Source organism: Vibrio sp. B1ASS3, from assembly GCF_905175355.1.
Lineage (GTDB): Bacteria > Pseudomonadota > Gammaproteobacteria > Enterobacterales > Vibrionaceae > Vibrio > Vibrio owensii.
Map to the genome: position 1 here is coordinate 273581 of NZ_HG992743.1, position 20158 is coordinate 293738.

Annotated in this window: 26 protein-coding genes; 13 read left to right on the top strand and 13 right to left on the bottom strand. The window is 46.6% G+C overall.

Annotated elements, in window-relative coordinates:
- Positions 1 to 166 precede the first annotated feature (166 nt).
- Positions 167 to 1960 (top strand): sodium:proton antiporter, encoded by a 1794-nt coding sequence (locus KJB05_RS19680; protein WP_208443982.1) that lies wholly within the window; start codon positions 167 to 169, stop codon positions 1958 to 1960.
- A gap of 249 nt (positions 1961 to 2209) precedes the next feature.
- Complete coding sequence (gene fni, locus KJB05_RS19685) at positions 2210 to 3229, top strand: type 2 isopentenyl-diphosphate Delta-isomerase (RefSeq protein ID WP_208443981.1); 1020 nt, start codon at positions 2210 to 2212, stop codon at positions 3227 to 3229.
- A 71-nt stretch (positions 3230 to 3300) separates the two neighbouring features.
- Here fni and KJB05_RS19690 read toward each other — a convergent pair whose 3' ends face one another.
- Positions 3301 to 4188 (bottom strand): LysR family transcriptional regulator, encoded by an 888-nt coding sequence (locus KJB05_RS19690; RefSeq protein WP_041054086.1) that lies wholly within the window; start codon positions 4186 to 4188, stop codon positions 3301 to 3303.
- Positions 4189 to 4339: 151 nt separating this feature from the next.
- Between KJB05_RS19690 and KJB05_RS19695 the strand changes: the two genes are divergently transcribed.
- The 7 genes from KJB05_RS19695 to KJB05_RS19725 all read left to right on the top strand — a co-directional run bounded on the left by KJB05_RS19695 (position 4340) and on the right by KJB05_RS19725 (position 8358).
- Positions 4340 to 4777, top strand: a complete 438-nt coding sequence (locus tag KJB05_RS19695) for a PACE efflux transporter (protein WP_208443980.1) — start codon at positions 4340 to 4342, stop codon at positions 4775 to 4777.
- A gap of 117 nt (positions 4778 to 4894) precedes the next feature.
- Positions 4895 to 5158, top strand: a complete 264-nt coding sequence (locus KJB05_RS19700) for a DUF3012 domain-containing protein (RefSeq protein ID WP_005435930.1) — start codon at positions 4895 to 4897, stop codon at positions 5156 to 5158.
- Positions 5159 to 5335: 177 nt separating this feature from the next.
- Positions 5336 to 5737, top strand: coding sequence for a GFA family protein (locus KJB05_RS19705; RefSeq protein ID WP_208443979.1), 402 nt, complete (start codon positions 5336 to 5338; stop codon positions 5735 to 5737).
- 156 nt (positions 5738 to 5893) lie between these two features.
- Positions 5894 to 6607 (top strand): class I SAM-dependent methyltransferase, encoded by a 714-nt coding sequence (locus KJB05_RS19710; protein ID WP_208443978.1) that lies wholly within the window; start codon positions 5894 to 5896, stop codon positions 6605 to 6607.
- Positions 6608 to 6909: 302 nt separating this feature from the next.
- Positions 6910 to 7155: a hypothetical protein gene (locus KJB05_RS19715; RefSeq protein WP_005435933.1), complete on the top strand. Its 246-nt coding sequence runs from the start codon at positions 6910 to 6912 to the stop codon at positions 7153 to 7155.
- 140 nt (positions 7156 to 7295) lie between these two features.
- The gene (locus tag KJB05_RS19720; RefSeq protein WP_009705016.1) at positions 7296 to 7748 is read left to right on the top strand and encodes a hypothetical protein; all 453 of its coding nucleotides are present in this window, start codon (positions 7296 to 7298) and stop codon (positions 7746 to 7748) included.
- Between the two features lie 187 nt (positions 7749 to 7935).
- Positions 7936 to 8358: a hypothetical protein gene (locus KJB05_RS19725; RefSeq protein ID WP_009705015.1), complete on the top strand. Its 423-nt coding sequence runs from the start codon at positions 7936 to 7938 to the stop codon at positions 8356 to 8358.
- Between the two features lie 106 nt (positions 8359 to 8464).
- On the opposite strand, the gene KJB05_RS19730 is transcribed toward KJB05_RS19725, so the two are convergent.
- Both KJB05_RS19730 and KJB05_RS19735 read right to left on the bottom strand, forming a co-directional pair.
- Positions 8465 to 9262 carry an aminoglycoside 6-adenylyltransferase gene (locus KJB05_RS19730; RefSeq protein ID WP_208443977.1) on the bottom strand — a complete coding sequence of 266 codons (798 nt, stop codon included), beginning with the start codon at positions 9260 to 9262 and terminating at the stop codon, positions 8465 to 8467.
- 149 nt (positions 9263 to 9411) lie between these two features.
- Positions 9412 to 10176, bottom strand: a complete 765-nt coding sequence (locus KJB05_RS19735; RefSeq protein WP_009705012.1) for a transporter substrate-binding domain-containing protein — start codon at positions 10174 to 10176, stop codon at positions 9412 to 9414.
- Positions 10177 to 10359: 183 nt separating this feature from the next.
- Between KJB05_RS19735 and KJB05_RS19740 the strand changes: the two genes are divergently transcribed.
- From KJB05_RS19740 to KJB05_RS19750, 3 genes are all read left to right on the top strand, one after another.
- Entirely contained in the window at positions 10360 to 10575 is a 216-nt protein-coding gene (locus KJB05_RS19740; protein WP_005435943.1) for a TIGR02450 family Trp-rich protein, read from the top strand.
- Between the two features lie 119 nt (positions 10576 to 10694).
- Entirely contained in the window at positions 10695 to 11072 is a 378-nt protein-coding gene (locus KJB05_RS19745; RefSeq protein WP_005435945.1) for a PH domain-containing protein, read from the top strand.
- A 324-nt stretch (positions 11073 to 11396) separates the two neighbouring features.
- Positions 11397 to 11717: a hypothetical protein gene (locus KJB05_RS19750; RefSeq protein WP_244142871.1), complete on the top strand. Its 321-nt coding sequence runs from the start codon at positions 11397 to 11399 to the stop codon at positions 11715 to 11717.
- Positions 11718 to 11727: 10 nt separating this feature from the next.
- Here KJB05_RS19750 and KJB05_RS28760 read toward each other — a convergent pair whose 3' ends face one another.
- The 9 genes from KJB05_RS28760 to fliD form a co-directional block, all read right to left on the bottom strand.
- Entirely contained in the window at positions 11728 to 12015 is a 288-nt protein-coding gene (locus KJB05_RS28760) for a hypothetical protein (RefSeq protein WP_005435947.1), read from the bottom strand.
- Positions 12016 to 12103: 88 nt separating this feature from the next.
- Positions 12104 to 13096, bottom strand: coding sequence for a flagellar motor protein MotB (locus tag KJB05_RS19755; protein ID WP_078608840.1), 993 nt, complete (start codon positions 13094 to 13096; stop codon positions 12104 to 12106).
- Positions 13096 to 13953, bottom strand: a complete 858-nt coding sequence (gene motA / locus KJB05_RS19760) for a flagellar motor stator protein MotA (protein ID WP_005435952.1) — start codon at positions 13951 to 13953, stop codon at positions 13096 to 13098. Before motA ends, KJB05_RS19755 begins: the two co-directional genes overlap by 1 nt.
- Before the next feature lie 10 nt (positions 13954 to 13963).
- A complete protein-coding gene (locus KJB05_RS19765; protein WP_020195753.1) occupies positions 13964 to 14692 on the bottom strand; it encodes a FliA/WhiG family RNA polymerase sigma factor in 729 nt (242 codons plus the stop codon).
- Between the two features lie 12 nt (positions 14693 to 14704).
- A complete protein-coding gene (locus KJB05_RS19770; RefSeq protein WP_208443976.1) occupies positions 14705 to 15214 on the bottom strand; it encodes a flagellar basal body-associated FliL family protein in 510 nt (169 codons plus the stop codon).
- A 22-nt stretch (positions 15215 to 15236) separates the two neighbouring features.
- A complete protein-coding gene (locus KJB05_RS19775) occupies positions 15237 to 16292 on the bottom strand; it encodes a flagellar hook-length control protein FliK (protein ID WP_208443975.1) in 1056 nt (351 codons plus the stop codon).
- Positions 16289 to 16609, bottom strand: a complete 321-nt coding sequence (locus KJB05_RS19780) for a hypothetical protein (RefSeq protein ID WP_009705006.1) — start codon at positions 16607 to 16609, stop codon at positions 16289 to 16291. The genes KJB05_RS19775 and KJB05_RS19780 overlap by 4 nt, the downstream gene beginning before the upstream one ends.
- Positions 16593 to 16979, bottom strand: a complete 387-nt coding sequence (gene fliS, locus KJB05_RS19785) for a flagellar export chaperone FliS (protein WP_009705005.1) — start codon at positions 16977 to 16979, stop codon at positions 16593 to 16595. Before fliS ends, KJB05_RS19780 begins: the two co-directional genes overlap by 17 nt.
- A 19-nt stretch (positions 16980 to 16998) precedes the next feature.
- On the bottom strand, positions 16999 to 18336 hold the full coding sequence (gene fliD / locus KJB05_RS19790; protein WP_208443974.1) for a flagellar filament capping protein FliD: 1338 nt from the start codon (positions 18334 to 18336) through the stop codon (positions 16999 to 17001).
- A 417-nt stretch (positions 18337 to 18753) separates the two neighbouring features.
- Here fliD and KJB05_RS19795 point away from each other — a divergent pair, with 417 nt between their 5' ends.
- Complete coding sequence (locus tag KJB05_RS19795) at positions 18754 to 19041, top strand: hypothetical protein (RefSeq protein WP_208443973.1); 288 nt, start codon at positions 18754 to 18756, stop codon at positions 19039 to 19041.
- A 117-nt stretch (positions 19042 to 19158) separates the two neighbouring features.
- On the opposite strand, the gene lafA is transcribed toward KJB05_RS19795, so the two are convergent.
- Positions 19159 to 20007, bottom strand: a complete 849-nt coding sequence (lafA, locus tag KJB05_RS19800) for a lateral flagellin LafA (protein ID WP_005435961.1) — start codon at positions 20005 to 20007, stop codon at positions 19159 to 19161.
- Between the last annotated feature and the right edge of the window lie 151 nt (positions 20008 to 20158).

A 20158-nucleotide genomic window follows, 5' to 3' on the forward strand; every position in this document is an offset into this window, starting at 1 on the left:
GTGTGCCAAGCTAACGCGATATACAACACAGACCGATAATTTTGAGAGAGAGTCGCATATTTGAACGAAAACTGGCGGAGCGTTCACTCTAAACTAATCTTTTTTATAGAGTTAATCGGTTTTGGGCGAAAGCTCACCAGAACAATAACAAATTAGGTGATGATAAATGCAAGTGGGCAACGAAGCGCTGGTGCTGTCGGCGGTTGGGGTAATAGGTTTAGGTTGTCAGTGGTTAGCGTGGCGAATGCGCTTACCAGCCATTCTGTTCTTACTGTTGGCGGGGATCATTGTCGGGCCGATCCTGCAATGGCTTAGTCCAGACGACATTCTCGGGGATTTACTCTTTCCCTTGGTTTCTCTCGCCGTGGCTGTGATTCTGTTTGAGGGGAGTTTAACCCTTAATTTTAAAGAGATTCGTGGTGTGAGCGGTTCGGTGTGGAGCATCGTGTCTGTCGGCGCGATCATCTCTTGGGTAGCCACCAGTGTGGCGACGCACTATTTCCTTGATTTTACTTGGGAGCTTGCGATTTTGTTCGCCAGTTTAACCGTCGTTACGGGTCCTACGGTGATTGTGCCATTGCTGAGAACCGTGCGCCCAAGTTCCAAATTAGCCAATATCCTGCGTTGGGAAGGTATCTTGATCGACCCGTTAGGCGCGTTGTTTGTGGTGATGGTGTACGAGTTTATTGTCTCGCACAATGCCGTGAACAGCGTCGAAGTGTTTGGCACCATCATTGCGGTAGGCTTGATCCTCGGTGTTGCCTCTGGTGCTGCGGTGTCTACCGTTTTGCGTAGAGCTTGGTTGCCGGAATACCTTCAGCCATTTGCGGTATTGATGGTCGTGCTCGGGGTGTTCTCGATTTCTAATCAAATGGAATCGGAAGCAGGTCTATTGACGGTTACTGTGATGGGCATGTGGCTGGCGAACGCCAAGGGCATCAATATTCAGCAAATCCTGCACTTTAAAGAGCACTTAACCATCTTGTTGATCACCGGTTTGTTCATCTTCCTAGCGGCACGCATCAGTCTTGATGATTTCGCGGCGCTTGGTAGCGGTGCAGTGTTGCTGTTTGTTTTCATGCAGCTGGTGTCGCGTCCACTTTCGATTTTCGCTTCAACCATTCGCAGTAATTTGACCTTCAAAGATAAGCTGTTCCTCTCGTGGGTTGCGCCGCGCGGTATTGTTGCAGCATCCATCTCGTCTCTGTTTGCTATCAAGCTGACAGAATATGGCATTTCAGAAGCCATGCTGTTGGTACCAATGACCTTTATGGTGATCATCGGTACGGTGGTACTACAAAGTGCCACGGCGCGTCCTATGGCTAAAGCTTTGGGTGTGGCTGAGCCGGCGCCAAGAGGTTTCCTATTGATTGGTGCAAACCGAGTAGCGCAAGAGATAGGTAAAGCGCTGGCGAGATACGATCGCAAAGTTCTGCTCACCGATTCAAACTGGGACTACATTAGCCAAGTTCGCATGCTGGGCCTAGACCATTACTACGGTAACCCGATCTCTAGCCATGCTGATGACAACCTGAATCTGATTGGTATTGGGCAAGTGGTGGCACTGACGCCAGACCAACACTTCAACATTATGGCTTGTATGCAATTTGTCGGCGAGTTCGGCGAAGATAAAGTACATTGCCTACAGAAAACCAAATCTAACGGCAATGAAAAACACTCGGTTGCGGAAGAGTATCACGGCAAATTATTGATGGGCGGCAACGTCAGTTACACTCAAATGGCGAGTTTGCTGAGCCAAGGTGCAGAAATCAAACACACTAAGTTGAGTGAGAGCTTCACCTACCAAGATTACCTTGAGCACCACAAAGACAATTTGATGATTCCGCTTTTCCATGTTGAAGAGAAAGGTAAAATTCAATTCTGTGATGATCCGGACCAATTCACACCACCTACAACCAGCACGGTGGTGGCGCTTATTCAATCCGTCGAGACGCAATAGCCTAAATGACATAGAGAACTGCCACTCTTGGCACATCGGAGTGGCAACATTGTTAATCGTTACCCAAGCTTAATAGAGCAGTGAGGCGCAGTGTTTTAAACGCTGTTCCTTAATATGATTCCTTAGTCATAATGCCAGAGTCCACAAGGCTCGATTCGGTAAATAAATTGTTCAATTTCCGAATTTTCGCATTGACGGCAATGACAAGGATCGCAATACTGCGCGACTGTTTTACTTTAGGGTGACATTATGGCTCCGCAATCTAATCGAAAAGACTTACATCTAGACGCTGTTTTACATCATGACATGAACATGAAAAGCAAAACTGCGGGCTTTGAGTCTGTCGAATTTGAGCATTGCGCGTTGCCTGAATGTGACTTTAACGCCATCGATCTTTCGAGCGAGTTTCTTGGTCACTCATTGGCGCTGCCGTTTTTGATCAGCTCCATGACGGGTGGCGCAAAAGATGCAGAGATCATCAACTGTCGTTTGGCAGAAGCGGCCAGTGAAATGGGCATTGCAATGGGGGTTGGCTCGCAGCGCGTGAGCCTAGAAGACAGCCTTCACTCAGGTTTGGGCAAAACCATTCGTGATCTCGCCAAAGGCGTGCCTTTGTATTCCAACTTGGGTGCCGCTCAACTGAGAGACAAACAGCGTCTCGATAACGCCCAACGCGCAGTCGACTTTATCCAAGCGGACGCTTTATTTGTGCATCTCAACCCTATGCAAGAAGCCTTTCAGCAGAATGGTGACCATGATTGGATTGGTGTACTTAAATCGATTGAGAAGCTAAAACAGCGCATTGATGTCCCTATGATCATCAAAGAGGTCGGCTTTGGCATCAGTGGTGCAGTAGCCAAGCAGCTTGTTGACGCTGGTGTGGATGCGATTGATGTTGCGGGCGCTGGTGGCACGAGTTGGTCTGCGGTTGAAGGTTACTGCCAAACAGACAACAAGATGCAGCGCGCTGCGGAGCTATTTCGTGACTGGGGCATTCCTACGGCTAAGTGTTTAGAGCAGATCCACGCTCAATACCCTAACTTACCTTTAATTGCGTCTGGTGGCGTGCATAACGGCTTAGAAGCGGCCAAAGCGATACACCTTGGTGCTAGCCTTGTTGGGCAAGCTGGTGCGGTATTAAAAGTCGCGACGATTAGCACGCAATCTGTTGTCGACCACTTTGAACAAATGGCATTAGAGTTACGTTTGGCGTGCTTTGGTACAGGTTCTGCGAATCTCCAAGCATTGACCCAAGCTCGTCGTCTTTAGCTTCAATTAGGCTTGGACTCTGTCTAGGTCTCTGAGCGGTTCTAAAACTTGAACCTACAAAAAATGTTGGGCTATTCGTCCTGATAGCGATAGCTCTGCAAGGTTTTTACTAGTGCTTGCAAAACCGGGCCCATACCTCGGGTTCGAGAAACTAAACATCCAACTGTCGTGAGCCAGCCATCAAATTCGTGCGCAACGGGTAGGGCAACGAGCTTACCGCTCTCAATCTCATTGCTGACCACTCTTTCTGGCAATAATCCCCAACCAACGTTTTGACACGCTAAGTCGGTCAATGTTTGATGCGAATTAGCAAACCATAACTGAGTGCTGATGGCGTAACTGAACCACAGCTCTTTCCTTTGTGCGCTGCGCAGTACCAGCTGGCGATGGGCTTTGAGCTCCGCATCATGAACCACCGATAGCTGTGCCAATGGGTGAGAAGGCGAAGCCACGGTAAGAAAACGAGTGTGCCCAAGGGTAAAGAAATCCATGTCCATTTTTAGTTCACCATCAGCCAACACGATACCCACTTGCGCTTTACCTTTTCGAATCAACTCTTCTACATCAAATGTCGGTGCGGTAATGATATCGAACTGCGTAATAGGGAATTGATCCGCCAAGCTGGCAAATTGCGCCAGTAGCGATTGGTTGATGAGAGATTCATCCACCGCAATCACTAGCTCGTGTTCGTAGGCTTGCTCTAAGGACTCGACTTTTTGGTCGAAGAATTTCTGTTGATGCAGAATGGACTGAGCGATAGGCAATAAGGCTTTACCGTTATCTGTGAGTGTCGGTGTGTTTTTCTCTCGATTGAACAACTCTTGGTTAATTGCGATCTCAAGGTTAGCGACAGACTGGCTTACACCTGATTGTGCGCGCTTTAGCTTTCTTGCGGCTGCAGAGAAAGAACCTGTTTCGCACACGGTGACAAAGATTTTGAGTTGTTCAAAGCTGTACATTTAAATACCTAAAGAGAATTTGGATGAGACTCATCCAGAAAGCCTAGTTGTAAGCTATCACTATTCGTGATGGTTGTTAACTTTCCCTTCGTCATTACGCTGTCATAATCGCCGCCACTTAACTTGTTCCATGTGAAGTTGTGAGGTTTTTATGGGAGCGTTAGAGCGTGTGTTTCACGCCGTATTATTTGAAGTATTGGCAATCAGTTTATCCATTATTGGTTTGGCATTGTTTACAGATCATGAGGTCAGTGCATTATCAGGAACCATGATAGTCGTTGCGACCATTGCGATGATTTGGAATTTCATCTTCAACTGGATATTTGATCGCTTTGCGACAGGGGCAAAAGAGAAACGCACAATCCGACTTCGAATCGTACACGTGGTGTTGTTTGAAGCGGGTCTGTTATTTGCCACCATTCCGGCGATGGCGTGGATGCTAGAAGTCAGCATGTGGGAAGCGTTTGTCATGGATGTGGGCGTGACGATTTTCATTACCCTGTATGCGTTTGTCTTCAATTACATCTATGATCATGTTCGAGCGTTTATTATGAAGCGTCGAATGGCAACTTCGGTGCAGTTAGGCTGATTTAAGGGAATTTCGTCACTTTTACGGAGCGTGAGTCGATAAATTGTCGTTGGCTTAACACGAGCACTGATATTTTGGGTATAGTTCATTCATCAATTGAAAGTGGAACCTAAATTTATGAAAAAACTGGTAATGCTACTGCTAGCGGCAACAGCGCTAACGGCATGTTCTGACGAAGTGGGTACAGAAGCTTGGTGTAAAGACATGCGCGAAAAGCCAAAGACAGAATGGACAACAGACAACGCGGTTGATTTCGCGAAGCACTGTGTTCTGCAAGATGGCATCGGTAGCGAGCAGTGGTGTAAGAACCTAAAAGACAAGCCGAAAGGTGAGTGGACGGCAAACGAAGCGACAGACTTTGCTAAGCACTGTGTGTTCTAAATTGACCGAACAAAAATGAGAAAGCCGAGCACTATGCTCGGCTTTCTTGTATCTGTCTGTTGGCTCTCAAGTTTTCGTTCCATTTTTGCAAACCTGACTTACTTGTCTTTATTTCGTCGTGTTGGACTGGCATGGTGATTCGGTAACTGACATTCCAATAAAGAGAAGGACTTAACAATGGAAGTACTCAAAGGCTCATGTCTGTGTGGCAAGGTGAAACTCGAAGTCGCGGATGAATTCAAATACATGGGCAATTGTCATTGCTCTGAATGCCGCAAATTTACCGGATCCGATTACTCGTCAGCAGGTGGCGTTGCACTGGATAAACTGATTGTGATTGAGGGAGCGGAACAAATCCAAACCTATCAGAAGAGCGCCAATACCGAACTCTCATTCTGCCGTCACTGCGGCTCTAGCCTTTATTCGAAAAAGAACAACGGTATCGTCAATGTGCGCTTGGGTATTCTTGATGATGTGCCTTCCCATAAGCCAAGCTTCCATATTTTTGTCGCATCTAAAGCGCCTTGGAATGACATTACTGATGACCTCAAGCAATTCGAAGCCGAACCCAAGCTATAAGCCGGTTTGAGACTGAGCATCGTACCAAATCAGAACGCATTTAAAGTTGTGAGATAGAGCCACTCAAATGAGTGGCTTTTTGCTTTTGAGTGGCAGTAATATCCGACAATATACGGGTACAGTTGGATAACATCGGCAGATTTTAGGAGAACATCAGTGAGCGAAGAATACAACCAAGCCATCTCTAAGCATTACGCGGCTTATCGTCCGCCGCTGCATCAAGTCATCCTACAAACAAACTTAGGTGCGTTACCCCAGTTCCAGTTGGGATTAGATATTGGCTGCGGTACGGGCGTATCAACACTGGCATTGGCTAAATACTGTCAGCAACTGCATGGTGTGGATCCGAGCACGTCAATGATTGAGCAAACCAAACCATCAGAAAGTATTGAGTATCATGTCGGTGATGGTGAGCATGTGCCATTACCAGACAACAGTGTGGATGTCGTGACGTTTGCAGGCTCACTTTCTTACGCAAAGTCAGCGGCTTTAGTGGCTGAGCTTCAACGCGTTTGTCAATCAGCAGCGCACGTTGTGGTGTACGATTTTGAAGTGCTGTTAGAAAAGCCCCTCAAGCTATTGGGCATAGAGATGGAGCTGACGGAGTCCAACTATGACCACGCTATCAACTTCAGTGATTGTGACGCTTTTCAAGCGATGAAGGTTTACAAAGAGACCGTAGAGCTAGAAGTCAGCGCTGAAGAGCTGGCGCATGTACTGTTTTCTTCTTCAAAGCGTTACAACAAGTTGGTTGAAGCATTCTCAGGAGATGACCCATTCGCAAACGCTGTTGAGGCTTTGAAGCAACTTAGCCAAAAACACGTTATTCAAGCCGATACCTATTTCGCGATGTACCAGATAAATGCGTGAAGCTCACGACAATTAATGACTGACCAAGGCCGCTATCACAGTGGCCTTTTTGTTCCGTGAAACTGTGAAATACGCTCCGTTTTTCTTTTGTGTGTGAATTTGCGGTCAGATTTTGAGTAACTGTTTCATCTGTAAGTAAATCCAAAGGAAAGTGCGGCCAAACTCTAATTTTGAAGGCAGGGGCTTATGATAGGCTCATTTCAATTGTGGGGCAGAATCACCATCAAATTAGCAAGCCTTTCTATTTGAGCATCGGGATGCTGCCTTTTTCCAGATCTGCACTGTTACCTTAGGACCCCATTATGGCGAAAGCACTAAAAATCGAATCTGGTCGTTACCTGAATATGGACCAAGTTGTTACGTTCGAACTCAGCCATGATTCCATCAAAATTACGTCGACGGTCGAGTCTTTTGCTCATGTTTATATCGGCATTGATGGTAAAACAGAATACGCCGATTGCTTTGTCTCGGTACAAGACTTTCATCGAATTAAGCGTGAACTGTGTGACTACATGGGCATCGACGAGCCAACGCTATTAATTGACTGATCACTCAAAAATGACAACAAAATTACAAGTACAGTATGCGGTGTTGCAACTTGTAGTCTAACTTTTAACAACCACTGGCGAGGGTGAGCAATAACACGGCGGCGAAGATCGTCCGTTCACCAAATACAATAAGGGACGTTATGTCTGATAAATACATCTCAATGATCCAGGACTTTTTTCATGTGTTCGAAGCACTGAACCAATACGTCTTGGATTCCTACGGTGAATTGGCAGCGTGGGAAACTCAATTGGTGAGGCTTGATATTGACCAAGGTGATAAAGAAAAGTCGTATGACGTCGCGCAAGTCGCGAGCATGCTTAACTTTTCGGAAGACGCAGTAAAATCATTCTTAGTGGTATACAGCTTCTTAAGTAATAACCTTTACGATCTCATTGGTAATCGTGAGTACGAAGATTGGGGTACGGACGGCAACAGCCTGCAAGTCGAGTATTCTGATCTGACGATCGAATCATTTGATGCGGACCAAATTGCTCCGCTGATGGAACGTCGCGTCTACTTCGAATGGACGTTTGATGCATTGCAACGTACTTACGATGAAATGATGGCAATCAGCCATGGAAGAATTGCCTGACAGGTTTAATGTTTACTTAAACACCTGAGTAAACATTAAAGCAAATACAAAAGCCGCTCATTCGTAGCGGCTTTGTTTTTGGGGCTTTCAAACGTTTCTGTTTCCTCTTCTTACAACTCTTGAATTAAAATCTATCGGCTAATCACGTATTGTGATGATTAGCGATTTACTCGTTAGAAGAACAAATATGAAAAAGACAATCTCAACAATGGTTTTAGCAATGGCACTTGTCGGCTGTGATGACGCAAGCAAAGCCATTGACCAAGCACAAGAAGCCGCAAACAAAGCGATTGATACGGTTCAAGAGCAGATGGATTCAGTAGAAGAAGCGTTTAACCTAGACCAATTTGGTGATGCTGCGGAATCGGCAGAAGAACTTGCGGCATCGGTTGAAGAAGCAATGAATGTGGATTTCAGTGACCCTGAAGCGCTTATTGAAGCGAAAGAACACATTGCCAATGCGTACGCTTGTTTGGTGGAAGCGTCTTCTGAATCGACAGTGGATAAGGTGATGGACAAAGTGATGTCATCTATCGGCAGCGAAGAAACCAAGTCTCTGATTGAAGAAGGCATCGAGAAAGCACAAGCAGCAAAAGAGTGCGTGATGTAATCGCTCTCAGCGAATCAAACCGATGAAAAAGGGGATAGTGATATCCCCTTTGTTGTTTCTATCTATCGTTGTTTTTGCGTGTCATTGTTTCTACGCTGTGCCAGCTCTACTTGCTTTTCAGCTCTTGCTGGAAGTAATCCATACAAAGCTGCTGAGCTTCCGGTTTAATAGTGACTTGCTCGTTCTCTCGCAGCGATAGATACAGCTCTACGATCTTTTCAAATGCAGGAATCAGCGCTTCTCGCTCCGGCATGGCGACGGTTTGTTTTAGCTCCGCCGCAAACGCAGGCATGCGTGATTCAATCTTTCTCACGCCAGAGGGAGTCAATCCTTGTTGTTTCAGAGCTAATGGCGATATCGCAACAGAGCGCAGGAACGATAAAAATTCCGCAGCCTCAAAGTATTCCCCACGAGCAATCTTGGTTGCGCCGTAATGAACCCAAATCCAAAAGCGGTCTTCTATCCATTGTGGATCAGGTTGAGGGTAGTGAGGCTTTGCAGTCTCGAAGACTTGCGACAGCTGCCCGTCGCGTTCCCAAAGCACTTTGGTGTCATCAACACGAGTCGCAGCATCGGGCAAAGAGACAAATTTGAAATCGACATGAATGGCATCTGGCGCGTAGATTGCGATCACTAATCTTGGCTCTCCAACGTGTTCACCAGTGAAAGCCGCGACTTGACCTTCTACTTGGTCGATAAGCGCAAAGCGCTCTGCCATTACCGAGTCAAAATCTTCAGGATTGATGGCGATGACCAAATCCAAATCACTGTATTTGTCCATGGAGTCAGAGGCGTAAGAGCCACTTGCACCAATGCCAAGAATGCGTGGGTCAGCAGTAAATACCGCAAGAATTTTACTTAGAAGCTGTTCATGAGTTTGAGGAAGCGTGCTTGAGAATTTCATATTTTACCTATTAATCATGGTTGATATTAGAACCATCAGCAGGATGGTTAGTGCGGTAAAATTAGCGCAGCATTACAATATGGCGTGAAGCATCTTAAGAAGCAACAAAAACCGCTCAACATTGAACGGTTTTTGATATGGGCTGTGAATTACTTGAGCGAGTTATGGTGCATAAACTGCTCGTCGATGCCTTTTAGTTTCATTTCATCCATGATGAAGTTCACTGTGTTCAATAAACGCTGTTCGCCTTTTGGGATCAAGTAGCCAAACTGACCTTTGGTAAACGGGTCTTCACAGCGAGCTGCTTCTAAACGCTCGTCCGTGACTTGATAGAACAGGCCTTCTGGCGTTTCGGTTACCATCACGTCGACTTTACCTGTTGCGACAGCTTTTGGTACGTCTAAGTTATTTTCGAAACGAGTAAAGCTGGCCTTTTGTAAATTAGCATCGGCGAAGGCTTCGTTTGTACCGCCAATATTCACGCCTACACGTACTGAGGCTTGGTTTACTTTGTCTATTGTGTTGTATTGCTCGGCTTTCCCTTTAGCGACCAAGAAGCACTTACCAAACGTCATGTAACCTTGGGTTTGTTCTGCATTCAGTTGGCGTTGCATTTTGCGGGTAATACCGCCCATGGCGATGTCGTACTTATCTTGGTTCAGATCAGTCAGAAGATCTTTCCAACTCGTGCGAACGATTTCTAGCTCTACGCCGAGCTGTTTCGCGACGTGCTTCGCGACATCTATATCGTAACCAGAGTAGGTCTTACCATCATAGTAAGAAAATGGTTTGTAGTCGCCCGTGGTTCCGACACGTAATGTGCCTGATTTTTGGATATCTTCCAGCTTATCGGCTTGGGCGACACCGGAAAGCGCCATTGCTACGGAAGCAAGTAAAAGTGTTGTTTTTTTCATTGTCGTTGTTTGATGTGTTGTGTTTGTTTGAACACTCAAAGTAACAGGAAGTATCAAAAAAAGAGATCAAACCAATAAGAAAAAACACGATATTGAAGAAAAAAATAGCGACATTGAATGTGATTGCATTTGCTAATTTATACGTATGAAAAGCAAGCTTTTTCTTATGAATGGCAGAGCGTTATGAATCGAGTTCACCCTAAAAAGTTACTTCGCAGCAAATGGACTGCGACAGAGCCGGTAAACAAAGAGAAGCACTTCATCATTTCAGAAATGGAGTTTGATGAAGAAGGCAACGTCGTGAGATGCGTGATTGAAGCGGTTATGACCAAGCGAGAGCGCGAGCTAGATTGGCATGATTTGAAAGACACGCAACAATGGCGACAAGGATGGAAATAACCATGGTGTGATGACCAAAAACGAGATGGAGTTAGAAAAGTCACCAAAATCAATAGGCTCGTGATGGAGACTTTGCTATTAATTGGTGAGTGATTTTATTTACATTCTAAGGTAACGCCATGATCGATTTCGAAAACTCATCGATATTCAAACTCAAGCCAATTGAAATCTCAAAGGTGCGCGACGATTTCCACAAATTCTTAATTGACGGAGAGAGCATTTTCGCTGGCTTCAAAACGGTGCGTGACCAAGTGGTGTTCACCAATAAGCGCGTTATCGCAGCCAACGTGCAAGGGATTACAGGTTCAAAAGTGGACTACACTTCTCTGCCATATAGTAAGATTAATGCATTCTCGATTGAAACCTCAGGCACGCTAGATCTGGACTGTGAGATTGAATTGTTCCTCAGTGAAGTAGGGCGAGTGCGCTTTGAAATCAGAGGCTCTTTTGATCTAGTCTCATTCAACAAGATGATCAGCGAACGCGTACTGGCTTAAATATCAGCCCAGAAACGAAAAGGAACGCCAAAGACAAGGAGTCAACATGGCCAAACAAATGGTATCGAAAGAGAAGCACAGCAAACCGAGCTCAACATTGTTGGCCATATTAGGGTTCACGGCAGGCGTGCTCTTTTATTTGATGATTCGTTAGTCCGATACCGAATACTTCAAAGCCCATCTATCACTTTCAAAGGAAGCTATTATTGCTTCCTTTTTTCATTTCTTTCAGATGGTTATCAGAGGGATATATCGAAACCACACCGCATGGATTTAAGCTTCGGTGATACGATCTTGTTCTTAACAGAATAGGAATGAAGTCGAATGGATGAGTTAGAAGCAGGGTGGGCGTTTACCAAGTATTTGATGGTCAACACTACTATTACGGTTCTCGTTGGAGCCATGATGGGATGGACGATGTTATGTTGGACATTTGGCGCTCTAAACTTTCAAAAGAAACATGCTGATACCCGTTTTCTTGTCTACTTGAGCAAGGTCTTGTGGTACATGCTTTTGATTGCACACCCGATCATCATTTTCTGTTCTTGGAAGGCATGGCTGACATTTTCCGAGGCGCTGTTTCCCCTGTTGATTTGTCATGTGCTGTTTGGTGTCATTTTTGCCCGAGACGTCGGCACCGAATAATGCGTAACAATCACACCAAAAAGAAGAAATACAGAAAGCAGACGAACGCTAATAGTGTTGCTGAAAGCACTGGATAGATGATGTAAGAATCGTGGTTGCTGGTGCGTTGGTAGCAAAAAGAGACCAGCAAGATGTTATAGAGCACAAGCAACAAGCTAATCATGGTACCGCTGTTAAGATTGAGGCTTGATAGCTGAGTGAGAAAAAACGCCAGCAATAGGTAGTCGAAAATGATCAGCCAGAGAAAGGCTTTTTTAAGCGAGTCATTTTTTGATTTATTGGGCGCGGGTACGGGCATATCGAACTCAACTAAACAAATTTCAGCAATATTATCGTTGGGAATAAAAGGCCACGCAGAGGGTAGAAACTGGTGACCTTTTAGGGGGTTAGAGGTCTTGAATCTGAGCTTTTTGGTCGCTCGGTTCGACCGAGTAACGAATCACTTCTTGCCTAATGACGGGCTGATTAAATTCCGCTTGTTGCTTGGCCTTTTGTAACTCACTGTCTTCTTGATTACCAAAGAAGGTTTCCAACACTTGTGCCGCTGGCGTAGTCAGAATAAACAACTCGATTCGACGGTTTTCGCTAGAGTCAGGCTCTTCAGGGTTCAGTAGCGCCCGATCCGACATGCCCGTCACTTGCATGACGCGATCATCTGGCATGCCGCCTTCCACCAAGGTATTTCTTGCCACATCAGCACGAGAGGCAGATAACGCCCAGTTTGATTGTCGACCAAAACGCTTCTTGAACGGTGTCGAGTCAGTATGGCCACTGATGATCAATGGATTGCTGATGCGTTCAAACACGGGAGCAAGCGCAAGTAATAAGTCTTCAAAGAAAGGAGTCAACTCAGCGCCGCCACGGCTGAACATGTGTTGCTTGTAGTCATCTTGCAAAACAATGCGCAGACCTTGCGGTGTAATGGTGACATTAACGTTACCTTGCGCGCTGATTTGTCCGACGACTTCATCAATCACTTTAGCCAGCAGAGCAAGTTGCTCTTGGGTGTCGAAATTGCCTGGGATAAGTGAATCAATCTCTGGTCCATCGCCGTCACCTTGAAAGAAAGAGCTGACGACGTGGTTAGAGTTGTGCTTACTTGGCACAGAAGAGTCCTGTGCCAAGTCGATAGGAGAGATACTTTGTGAGGTATCGAAAGGGTTGCCGTAGCTTTTATCAAAAACGCTCGAACTATGAAGGTGCGCCACAATGGCTTTGCGCTCTTCCTTGTCGACCACTTGCATGACCCAAAGGACAAGAAACAGTGCCATCAACGCGATCATGAAGTCGGCAAACGCGACCTTCCACGCGCCACCATGAAACTCATCATGGTTATGTGCTTTTGCGCGTTTGAACACCACATGCTCTTGTTTTTGCATTATCCCTCCTGTTCAGCTAGCCACTTCTCCATTTGGTTGAAAGTTGGTTTGATGTCTAACTGAATGTGTTTACGGCCAGCGTCGATAGCGAGCAAGGTAGGCTTCTTCGCAACGTAAGCAACCAGAGTGGCGCGTACACATTCGAAAGCCGTCATGTTTCGTCTAACTCGTTGAGCCATGGCGTTACTGAGTGGATCTAAACAACAGTAACAACCGAAAATACCAATGAATGTACCAACGAGGGCGGCGGCAACGTGATAACCAATCAACGCAATTGAGCCATCAATGGCTTGCATGGTGATGATGATGCCACCGACTGCCGCAAGAATACCGAACCCTGGAAGAGCCTCTGCCGTACGCTGCATAGAGCGCGAAGGTAGGAGCATCTCGGTTTGAATCGCTTCGATTTCTTGTTCTAACAGTCCCTCTAATTCATGAGGCGACATTTGTCCCATTGCCATTAAACGTAAATTGTCGGTAATGAAAGAAATAAGGCGGTGATCGTTACTGACTTGTGGGTAAGCAAGGAAAATAGAGCTCTGCTCTGGTGATTCAATGTGAGAATCGAGAAACTTAAAGCCACGGCTGCGTGCGGTTTCAAGCAAGTTGTTCAGCAACGCCATCAGCTCCATGTAGTACTCGTACTCTTCACGTGGGCCAGAGATGGTCGCGCGCACTTGTTGGCGCATTTCTTTTAGCACTTGTGGCGGGTTACCGATGATCAGTGAGCCTGCTGCCGCACCGATGATGATCAAAAATTCGGCTGGCTGCCAAATTGCACCGAGGTTACCGCCTGCCCACATGTATCCGCCGAAGACACACATCAGGACGGTAATGGCTCCAAAAAACTTTTGCATCTTGTGACTCCTAAGAGGACATTAATTGGTTGAGTTGTTTAAGCGCTTGTTTGTGCAACTGACAGATGCGAGGTGGTGTCAGGTCGAGCACGAGCGCGATTTCATGGAGGTTGAGTTCGTGTTGATAGAACAAAGTGAGCAAGAGTTGATCGCGCTTTGACATTTTGCCAAGTGCGGTGTCTAAACTACGACGAATGTGTTCATGCTCCATGCCGTCGTATTGGCCGCCGAAGTGGCTGTCTCCACCTGTTTCCATCAATTGGTCAAGGCTTTGCATTTCGCCCGCCAGCGCTGCATTTTGGCGGTTGTAGAAGTCTTGCTCGTCAGTACCAAGCGCTTTAATGATTTCAGCATCGGTCGGCATTCTGCCCAGTGCACGAGTGAGGTCTCGGGTTACGTCGTTCAACTCATGCGCTTGTTGGCGGGTTTTACGAGAGCGCCAATCTAAACGGCGAAGCTCGTCCAAAATCGCGCCACGAACACGACAAACAGCAAAAGCGGGGAAGTGTGGATCATCCACATCCCCATAGCGACGCCCAGCTTCGACAAGCGCTATCAAACCAATTTGCTGCATGTCTTCAATACTGCAATGAGAGGTCGCGTGAACGCGTAGTTGGTTGACCACGCGTTTAACCATGACTTGATGACGTTGCAGTAAGGCGTTTTCATCAATCGGGCGAGACGGAGTATTCACTTCCTCCGTCGCGGTATAACTTTCCTGTAAGTTCATCTCCAACATAGCTGTGCTCCGTTATTGCACAACGTATTTGGTCAGCAGAACATCATCGATATCGCGAACGATGTCGGTTTTTGCAAAGGCCAGCAGTAGGGTATCTTTCACTTCGCTTTGCAGAATATCGATAGCGCCCGTTTGCTGCAGCTCATCAAAGGTTTTGTCACTGAATAGTTTTAACAGCGAGTTTTGTACCATTGGCATGTAAGCATCGATGTTCTTCATGCGCTCTGGACGACGTGTTTCTACGGCAAGCTCAAGCATTACAAAGTGCGTCTGCTTTTTGCCTTTGATGGTCAGAACCACTTTGTCTAATGGATGAAAGCTTGGGCCTTTCGTCGTCGGTTGCTCAGCAGTTAAGAAAGCCAGCGGTGAATCTTCCAAGAAAGTGCTCACGCTCGATTCAGATGAAGAAGACTCCGAACTTTTGTTGAGGTACCAAATACCGCCTACCACAGTGGCAGCGGAAACGAGGGCACTGGTGATGATCATGGCGATAAACAGGGCGATCATTTGTTGTTTGGTCATAACCTTTTTCCTCGATGATTAATTAGGCTTGAGTGTTCAGCCAATGCTCTGAATAGTTTGTTGTATGTGTTTGAAATGCGTTGGTTTCGCGCGCAGCGAAGATGTTCGCTTCTTCTTGAGCACCATCATGTGCTTGTCTTTCCTGACCTTGGTCCGAACCTACGTTGACATCTACATGCACAAAATTTTGCTCTTGAAGTTCGGTGCGAAGGCGCTCAGACACTTGCATCAAGGCTTCACGAGTTGCGGCGGTATTGGCGTTGATTTGCACGCTCAAGCGGTCACCTTCCACGCGTACCATCAAATCCAACTTGCCCAGCTCTGGTGGGTCGAGACGGATCTTGGCTTCTTGTAGGTTTTGCTGAGCCTGCAATGTCACGCGGTCTTGCAGCACTTGCATCATCTGCTCGCCCCATTTACCAGAACTGGTATCCACTCGAACCGCCGCCCACTCCGCGCCTTGAGCTTGAGTCGCTGCTAGTGGTGAGGTTGGGTTCGAATGCGGCGCTGCTCCTGTTGTTTGCGCTTGTGAGCTGGTCACTAGTACTTGCCCTTGAGCGGGTTGATTAAGCAGAGTTTGCAAGTCCGAAGCCGACACCTTTAGTGTGCTCGTTGAGCTGGTTTGAGGGGCGTTTTGGCTCTCTTGCACTGTGGCGTTAAGCATTAGGTTTGCTTGGTTTCCGACATTTGTATTTTGAGACACCCGGCCTGCCGATACTTGCGCAAGTTGGTTGGTTTCGCCTTGCTTAAGCGCGGTTTTGCTCATTCCTTGGATGAGGACTTGCGCTTGAGTGGCGAGATCCGTGGTAGCAGGAACCACACTCAGTAATGCCTCATCTGAGCTGATTTCAGCATTGAGTTCCTGTGTGTCAGCTTCTAGTGGGGTAGCTTGCGTCGGTAAGGCTTGCGCATTTAAACGAAACCCCGCCACCACAAGAGGTGCGTTGGTTTGGCCCTGTTGATTTACCGAGGTTGCATCGGTTTGCGAAAAGCCTTGTTCTGAACGCGCTTGGGAGATTTTGCCCGACGATGACGACTGAGAAGGCGCATTTGCAGGCACTGAATTGGTTATCATCATTGCGTTAGCTCCATCGTCATCGCGAGCTGATAAGCCATGGCACGCTCTTGTTGATCGTTCACCATATTCATCTCTTGTTTTAGCTCGCTGGTGGCTTTTTCCAATGCCGTGAACGCGCACGCATGCACGGCTTTTGCTCGCTGAATTTCCGGTGCGAGTTTCGGATCTTTCAAAAATGGCTTATGGCTGATTAGCAGTTCGCGCAACTGTAAGTCGTAGCGTTTAAGCGCTTGCCAATCGGCCGTTTTAGTCGCGATTTGGATCAGTTTTGACAAGTGGCGAAATCGCTCTGGCGACACTTTATGCTTGCTGTCCAAAATTCATCCATCCTTCTCGTACGTTACCCATCACGCGCTCTACGTTGTCTAAACGTGCTGCGTCGTTCTGTGTGCTGGCGTAATACAACTCGATTTGGCAGAAGTCATAGAGTTGGCGTAAGTTTTCCGCGATTTCGCCGCCGTTTTCGTCATCTAACGCACTGCTTAAGCCGATAAGGATGTTCATGCACTTGTTAATGCTAACGCCTTTTGCTTCTAGGCGACTCGCGGCAAGGTGGCCACGAATACGCTCAATTTCATCGAGTAACCCATCGATCAACATGACGACGAGTTGGTGTGGGTTGGCTGATGCTGCTTGAGCATCAAGATCGACCTGTTGGTATGAGTCGTAGCCGGAATCCATTAGCATGAGTACTTCTCCTAAAGCCTTAACCAAACATCGACATGGTTTGGTTCATTTGCGTCATTAAGGTGTTCATTTGAGTAAACTGGGTGAGGTAGCGGTTGTACGACATCTCGTACTTTCGCTGTAAAGAGGTTTGCTTGTCGTCAATTCGGTCTAAGTTGGCTTGCAGCGCATCTTTGCGAGAATTGAACGTACCTGTAGAGAACTTCAAGAACGGTTCTGCCATGTCATCAAGTGAGTCAAGTAGGGCGCCATCACCGTTAAACATGGTTTCTAGTGCAGCACTGTTGTTCTTCTGTGCTTCGGCAAACTTATCCTGATCGACTTTCATTTTGCCGTCACGATCAATAGTGATGCCGACTTCACTTAAACGCATACCACCATGCTCTCCACGAACGAGCGTGTTCAATTGGCTCTCAATAGAGCGCAGGGTAGGGTCACTGGCGAGCACACCACGAGCTTGGTCTTCGCCGCCGATTTGAGTGTACTCATCTAAGGTCGAAATCAATGCGTTATAGGTATCGACAAACTTGGTGATTTGTTCTTTCGTTCCCTCGCTATCTGCGCCTACTTCCATTGAGATCGGCGCTTCTCCTGAGGTTTGTGCTTTGGTGACGGTGATGTCGACACCATCAATCACGCCTTCAAAAGTATTGCTAGAGTTGGTGAGCTGGAGTCCTGTGCCTTCCGCGCCAAGCCAGATAACAGCATCTTGTGGTTTGCTGATTTCTGTCGTGTTGGTGAACGCATCTTCAAACCAAGCTTGTCCTGTTCCCGTCGCACTGACATTGATGGTGTTTGCCACGCCTGTCTCGGTACTAGAGAGCATGAAGTGTGTTTGTCCGTTTGAGCGAACAAGTGTGGCATTTACGCCTGGGTTATCAGGGTTGTTGTTGATTGCACTGACTAGGTCTGTCACGGTCGCTTTGCCATCGCCGTCGGTATCTACCGTCGACATATCTAACGTCATGGTTTCGCCGTTGATGGTGAACTCTAGAGTGCCGGTAGTCGGAACTTCTGTTGAGGCATCTAGATTTGCTGGCATGCCGGTAGATATTTGGTGTGACGTTGCGACTTGTTCAACAAAGATCTGGTAGTTACCGACTAACGCGTTCGCATCGGCACTCGCGGTGAAAAAGCCATCTTGAGAGGTTGTTGCCGTATTCTTGATGATGCTGTTTGTGCTGCTGTTCATCTCGTTAACCGCAGTGCGGAACTCACGCAGTGCACTTTCCACCTTACCTAAAGCAGTAAGCTGCGCCTGGTATCGATCGGCTTGCAATTGGTAGCGCTGTTGAAATGGCTGAACATCTAACGTGGCGAACTGGGTTGCCATAGTAATTGGATCTAACGAACTCATGAGGTCGCTCCCTCTCTCATCTGTATTTGGCTTTTTTGTGCCAGTAATAAATACTCAATCGCAAGATGTGTGCCTGATGTTTATGTCAATATAAAACAGTGCCTTACGATATTTTTTGTTAGTTGGGAGGAAGCGCTTTTTCCACCTTGTTGGTTCCGCTTTCCCCCTTGATGGTTAAAGGGGGTTCCCAAATAAAACAGGCGACCAAAAAGGCTGAAAGATTTAATCCAATGGAGGAAAGAAAGAAGAGTTATGGGGTTGTATGCATAACGAGCAGAATTCGGCGTTTACTGCTAAAGGATTCAGATTTTTCTGACCCTGTCTGAATGCAAAGGTTTGCTATCTTATGCCCCTGCAATTTTTGTGGTTGCTAACGTCTGGCTATTCCCCCCAATTCGACTAAAAAGAACGACAGTAATGAATGAATTTGTTTTACGACTGATGAAGTGTGCCCGTGCGTATGAGGCTTTTATTGGCACTAAACTACGCAGTAAACAGAACATTAATGCCGAAGAACTGGCGAACATCCGCATAGAAGCGCTCTCTCGATTCCCTGAACTCAAAGCGTATCAACCTCATCGAGGAGTAGAGTCTGCCGAGTTGGAGCTGTTCAACAAGGTTTTGCACAACACCATGCTAAAAGCAGGTTTCCGTATTCCTGCTAGCCACACTAACGAAGCCACTTCCATCTACATCCGTCGCTAGAACTCCTTTCCAAATGCTTTTTTTGCAGACAAAGAAAAAGCCTCCCGGATGAAGGGGAGGCTTTGAGCTTTCGGACGAACTAAATTTTGCGCGTTGTTAGCGAATAGAAAGGTTCTATTAACGCAGTAGCGACATTGCCATGCCTGGAAGCTGGTTAGTTTGAGAAAGAACCGTTGTACCTGCTTGCATTAGCATTTGGTTCTTAGTCATGTTTGAAGATTCAACTGCAAAGTCTGCGTCAGTGATACGGCCTTTCGCTGCAGATGTGTTCTCAACCATGTTGCTTAGGTTCACTACTGTGTGGTCTAGGCGGTTGATTGTTGCACCCAATCCAGAGCGTGCTGCGCCTACTTCATCAATAGCTGTAACTAGAGCGTCCATAGCTGCGCTTGCATCACCACCGCTGCCAATGTCTAGGCCTGGTACTGTTGTTTTTAGAGCAGTATGTGCCGCTGCAACGTCAGTATCTACTGTTGTTGCTAGGTCTAGAGTTTCTGCAGAAGAAGAACCGATTTGTAGAGTAAGACCACCCGCTTTAATACCAGCACCAGTAATCAATGTATCACCAGCGTATTTGGTGTTATCCATGATGTTTTGTAGCTCAGTACCTAGTTCTGCAAACTCTTTTTGAAGAGCATCTTGGTCTTTTGCTGTGTTTGTGCCGTTTGCAGACTGAGTCGCTAGGTCGTTCATACGGTACAGAATGTTAGTTGCTTCATCGAAAGCACCTTCCGCTGTTTGCAGCATAGACGTACCGTCTTGTGCATTACGCATCGCTACACTCATACCGCGAGTTTGAGCTTCTAAGCGGTTAGAGATTTGTAGGCCAGCTGCATCGTCTGCTGCTGAGTTGATGCGGTAACCCGTGCTCAAACGCTCCATTGCAGTGTTAAGTAGGTTACTAGTGTTGCTTAGCGTGTTTTGAGTAACCAGCGAAGCGTAGTTAGTGTGCATTGATAGAGCCATAATCTGTTCTCCTTGATTGTTCAATGTGGGACTATCGCCCCGCTCACTAACTAGAGGCGGTCGGTTGGTTTTAATGATTAATTGGAAATTTAAAAATTTTTTCGAAATCGCCTAATTTGATGATTTTTGGTGACATCTATTCCAGAAAATC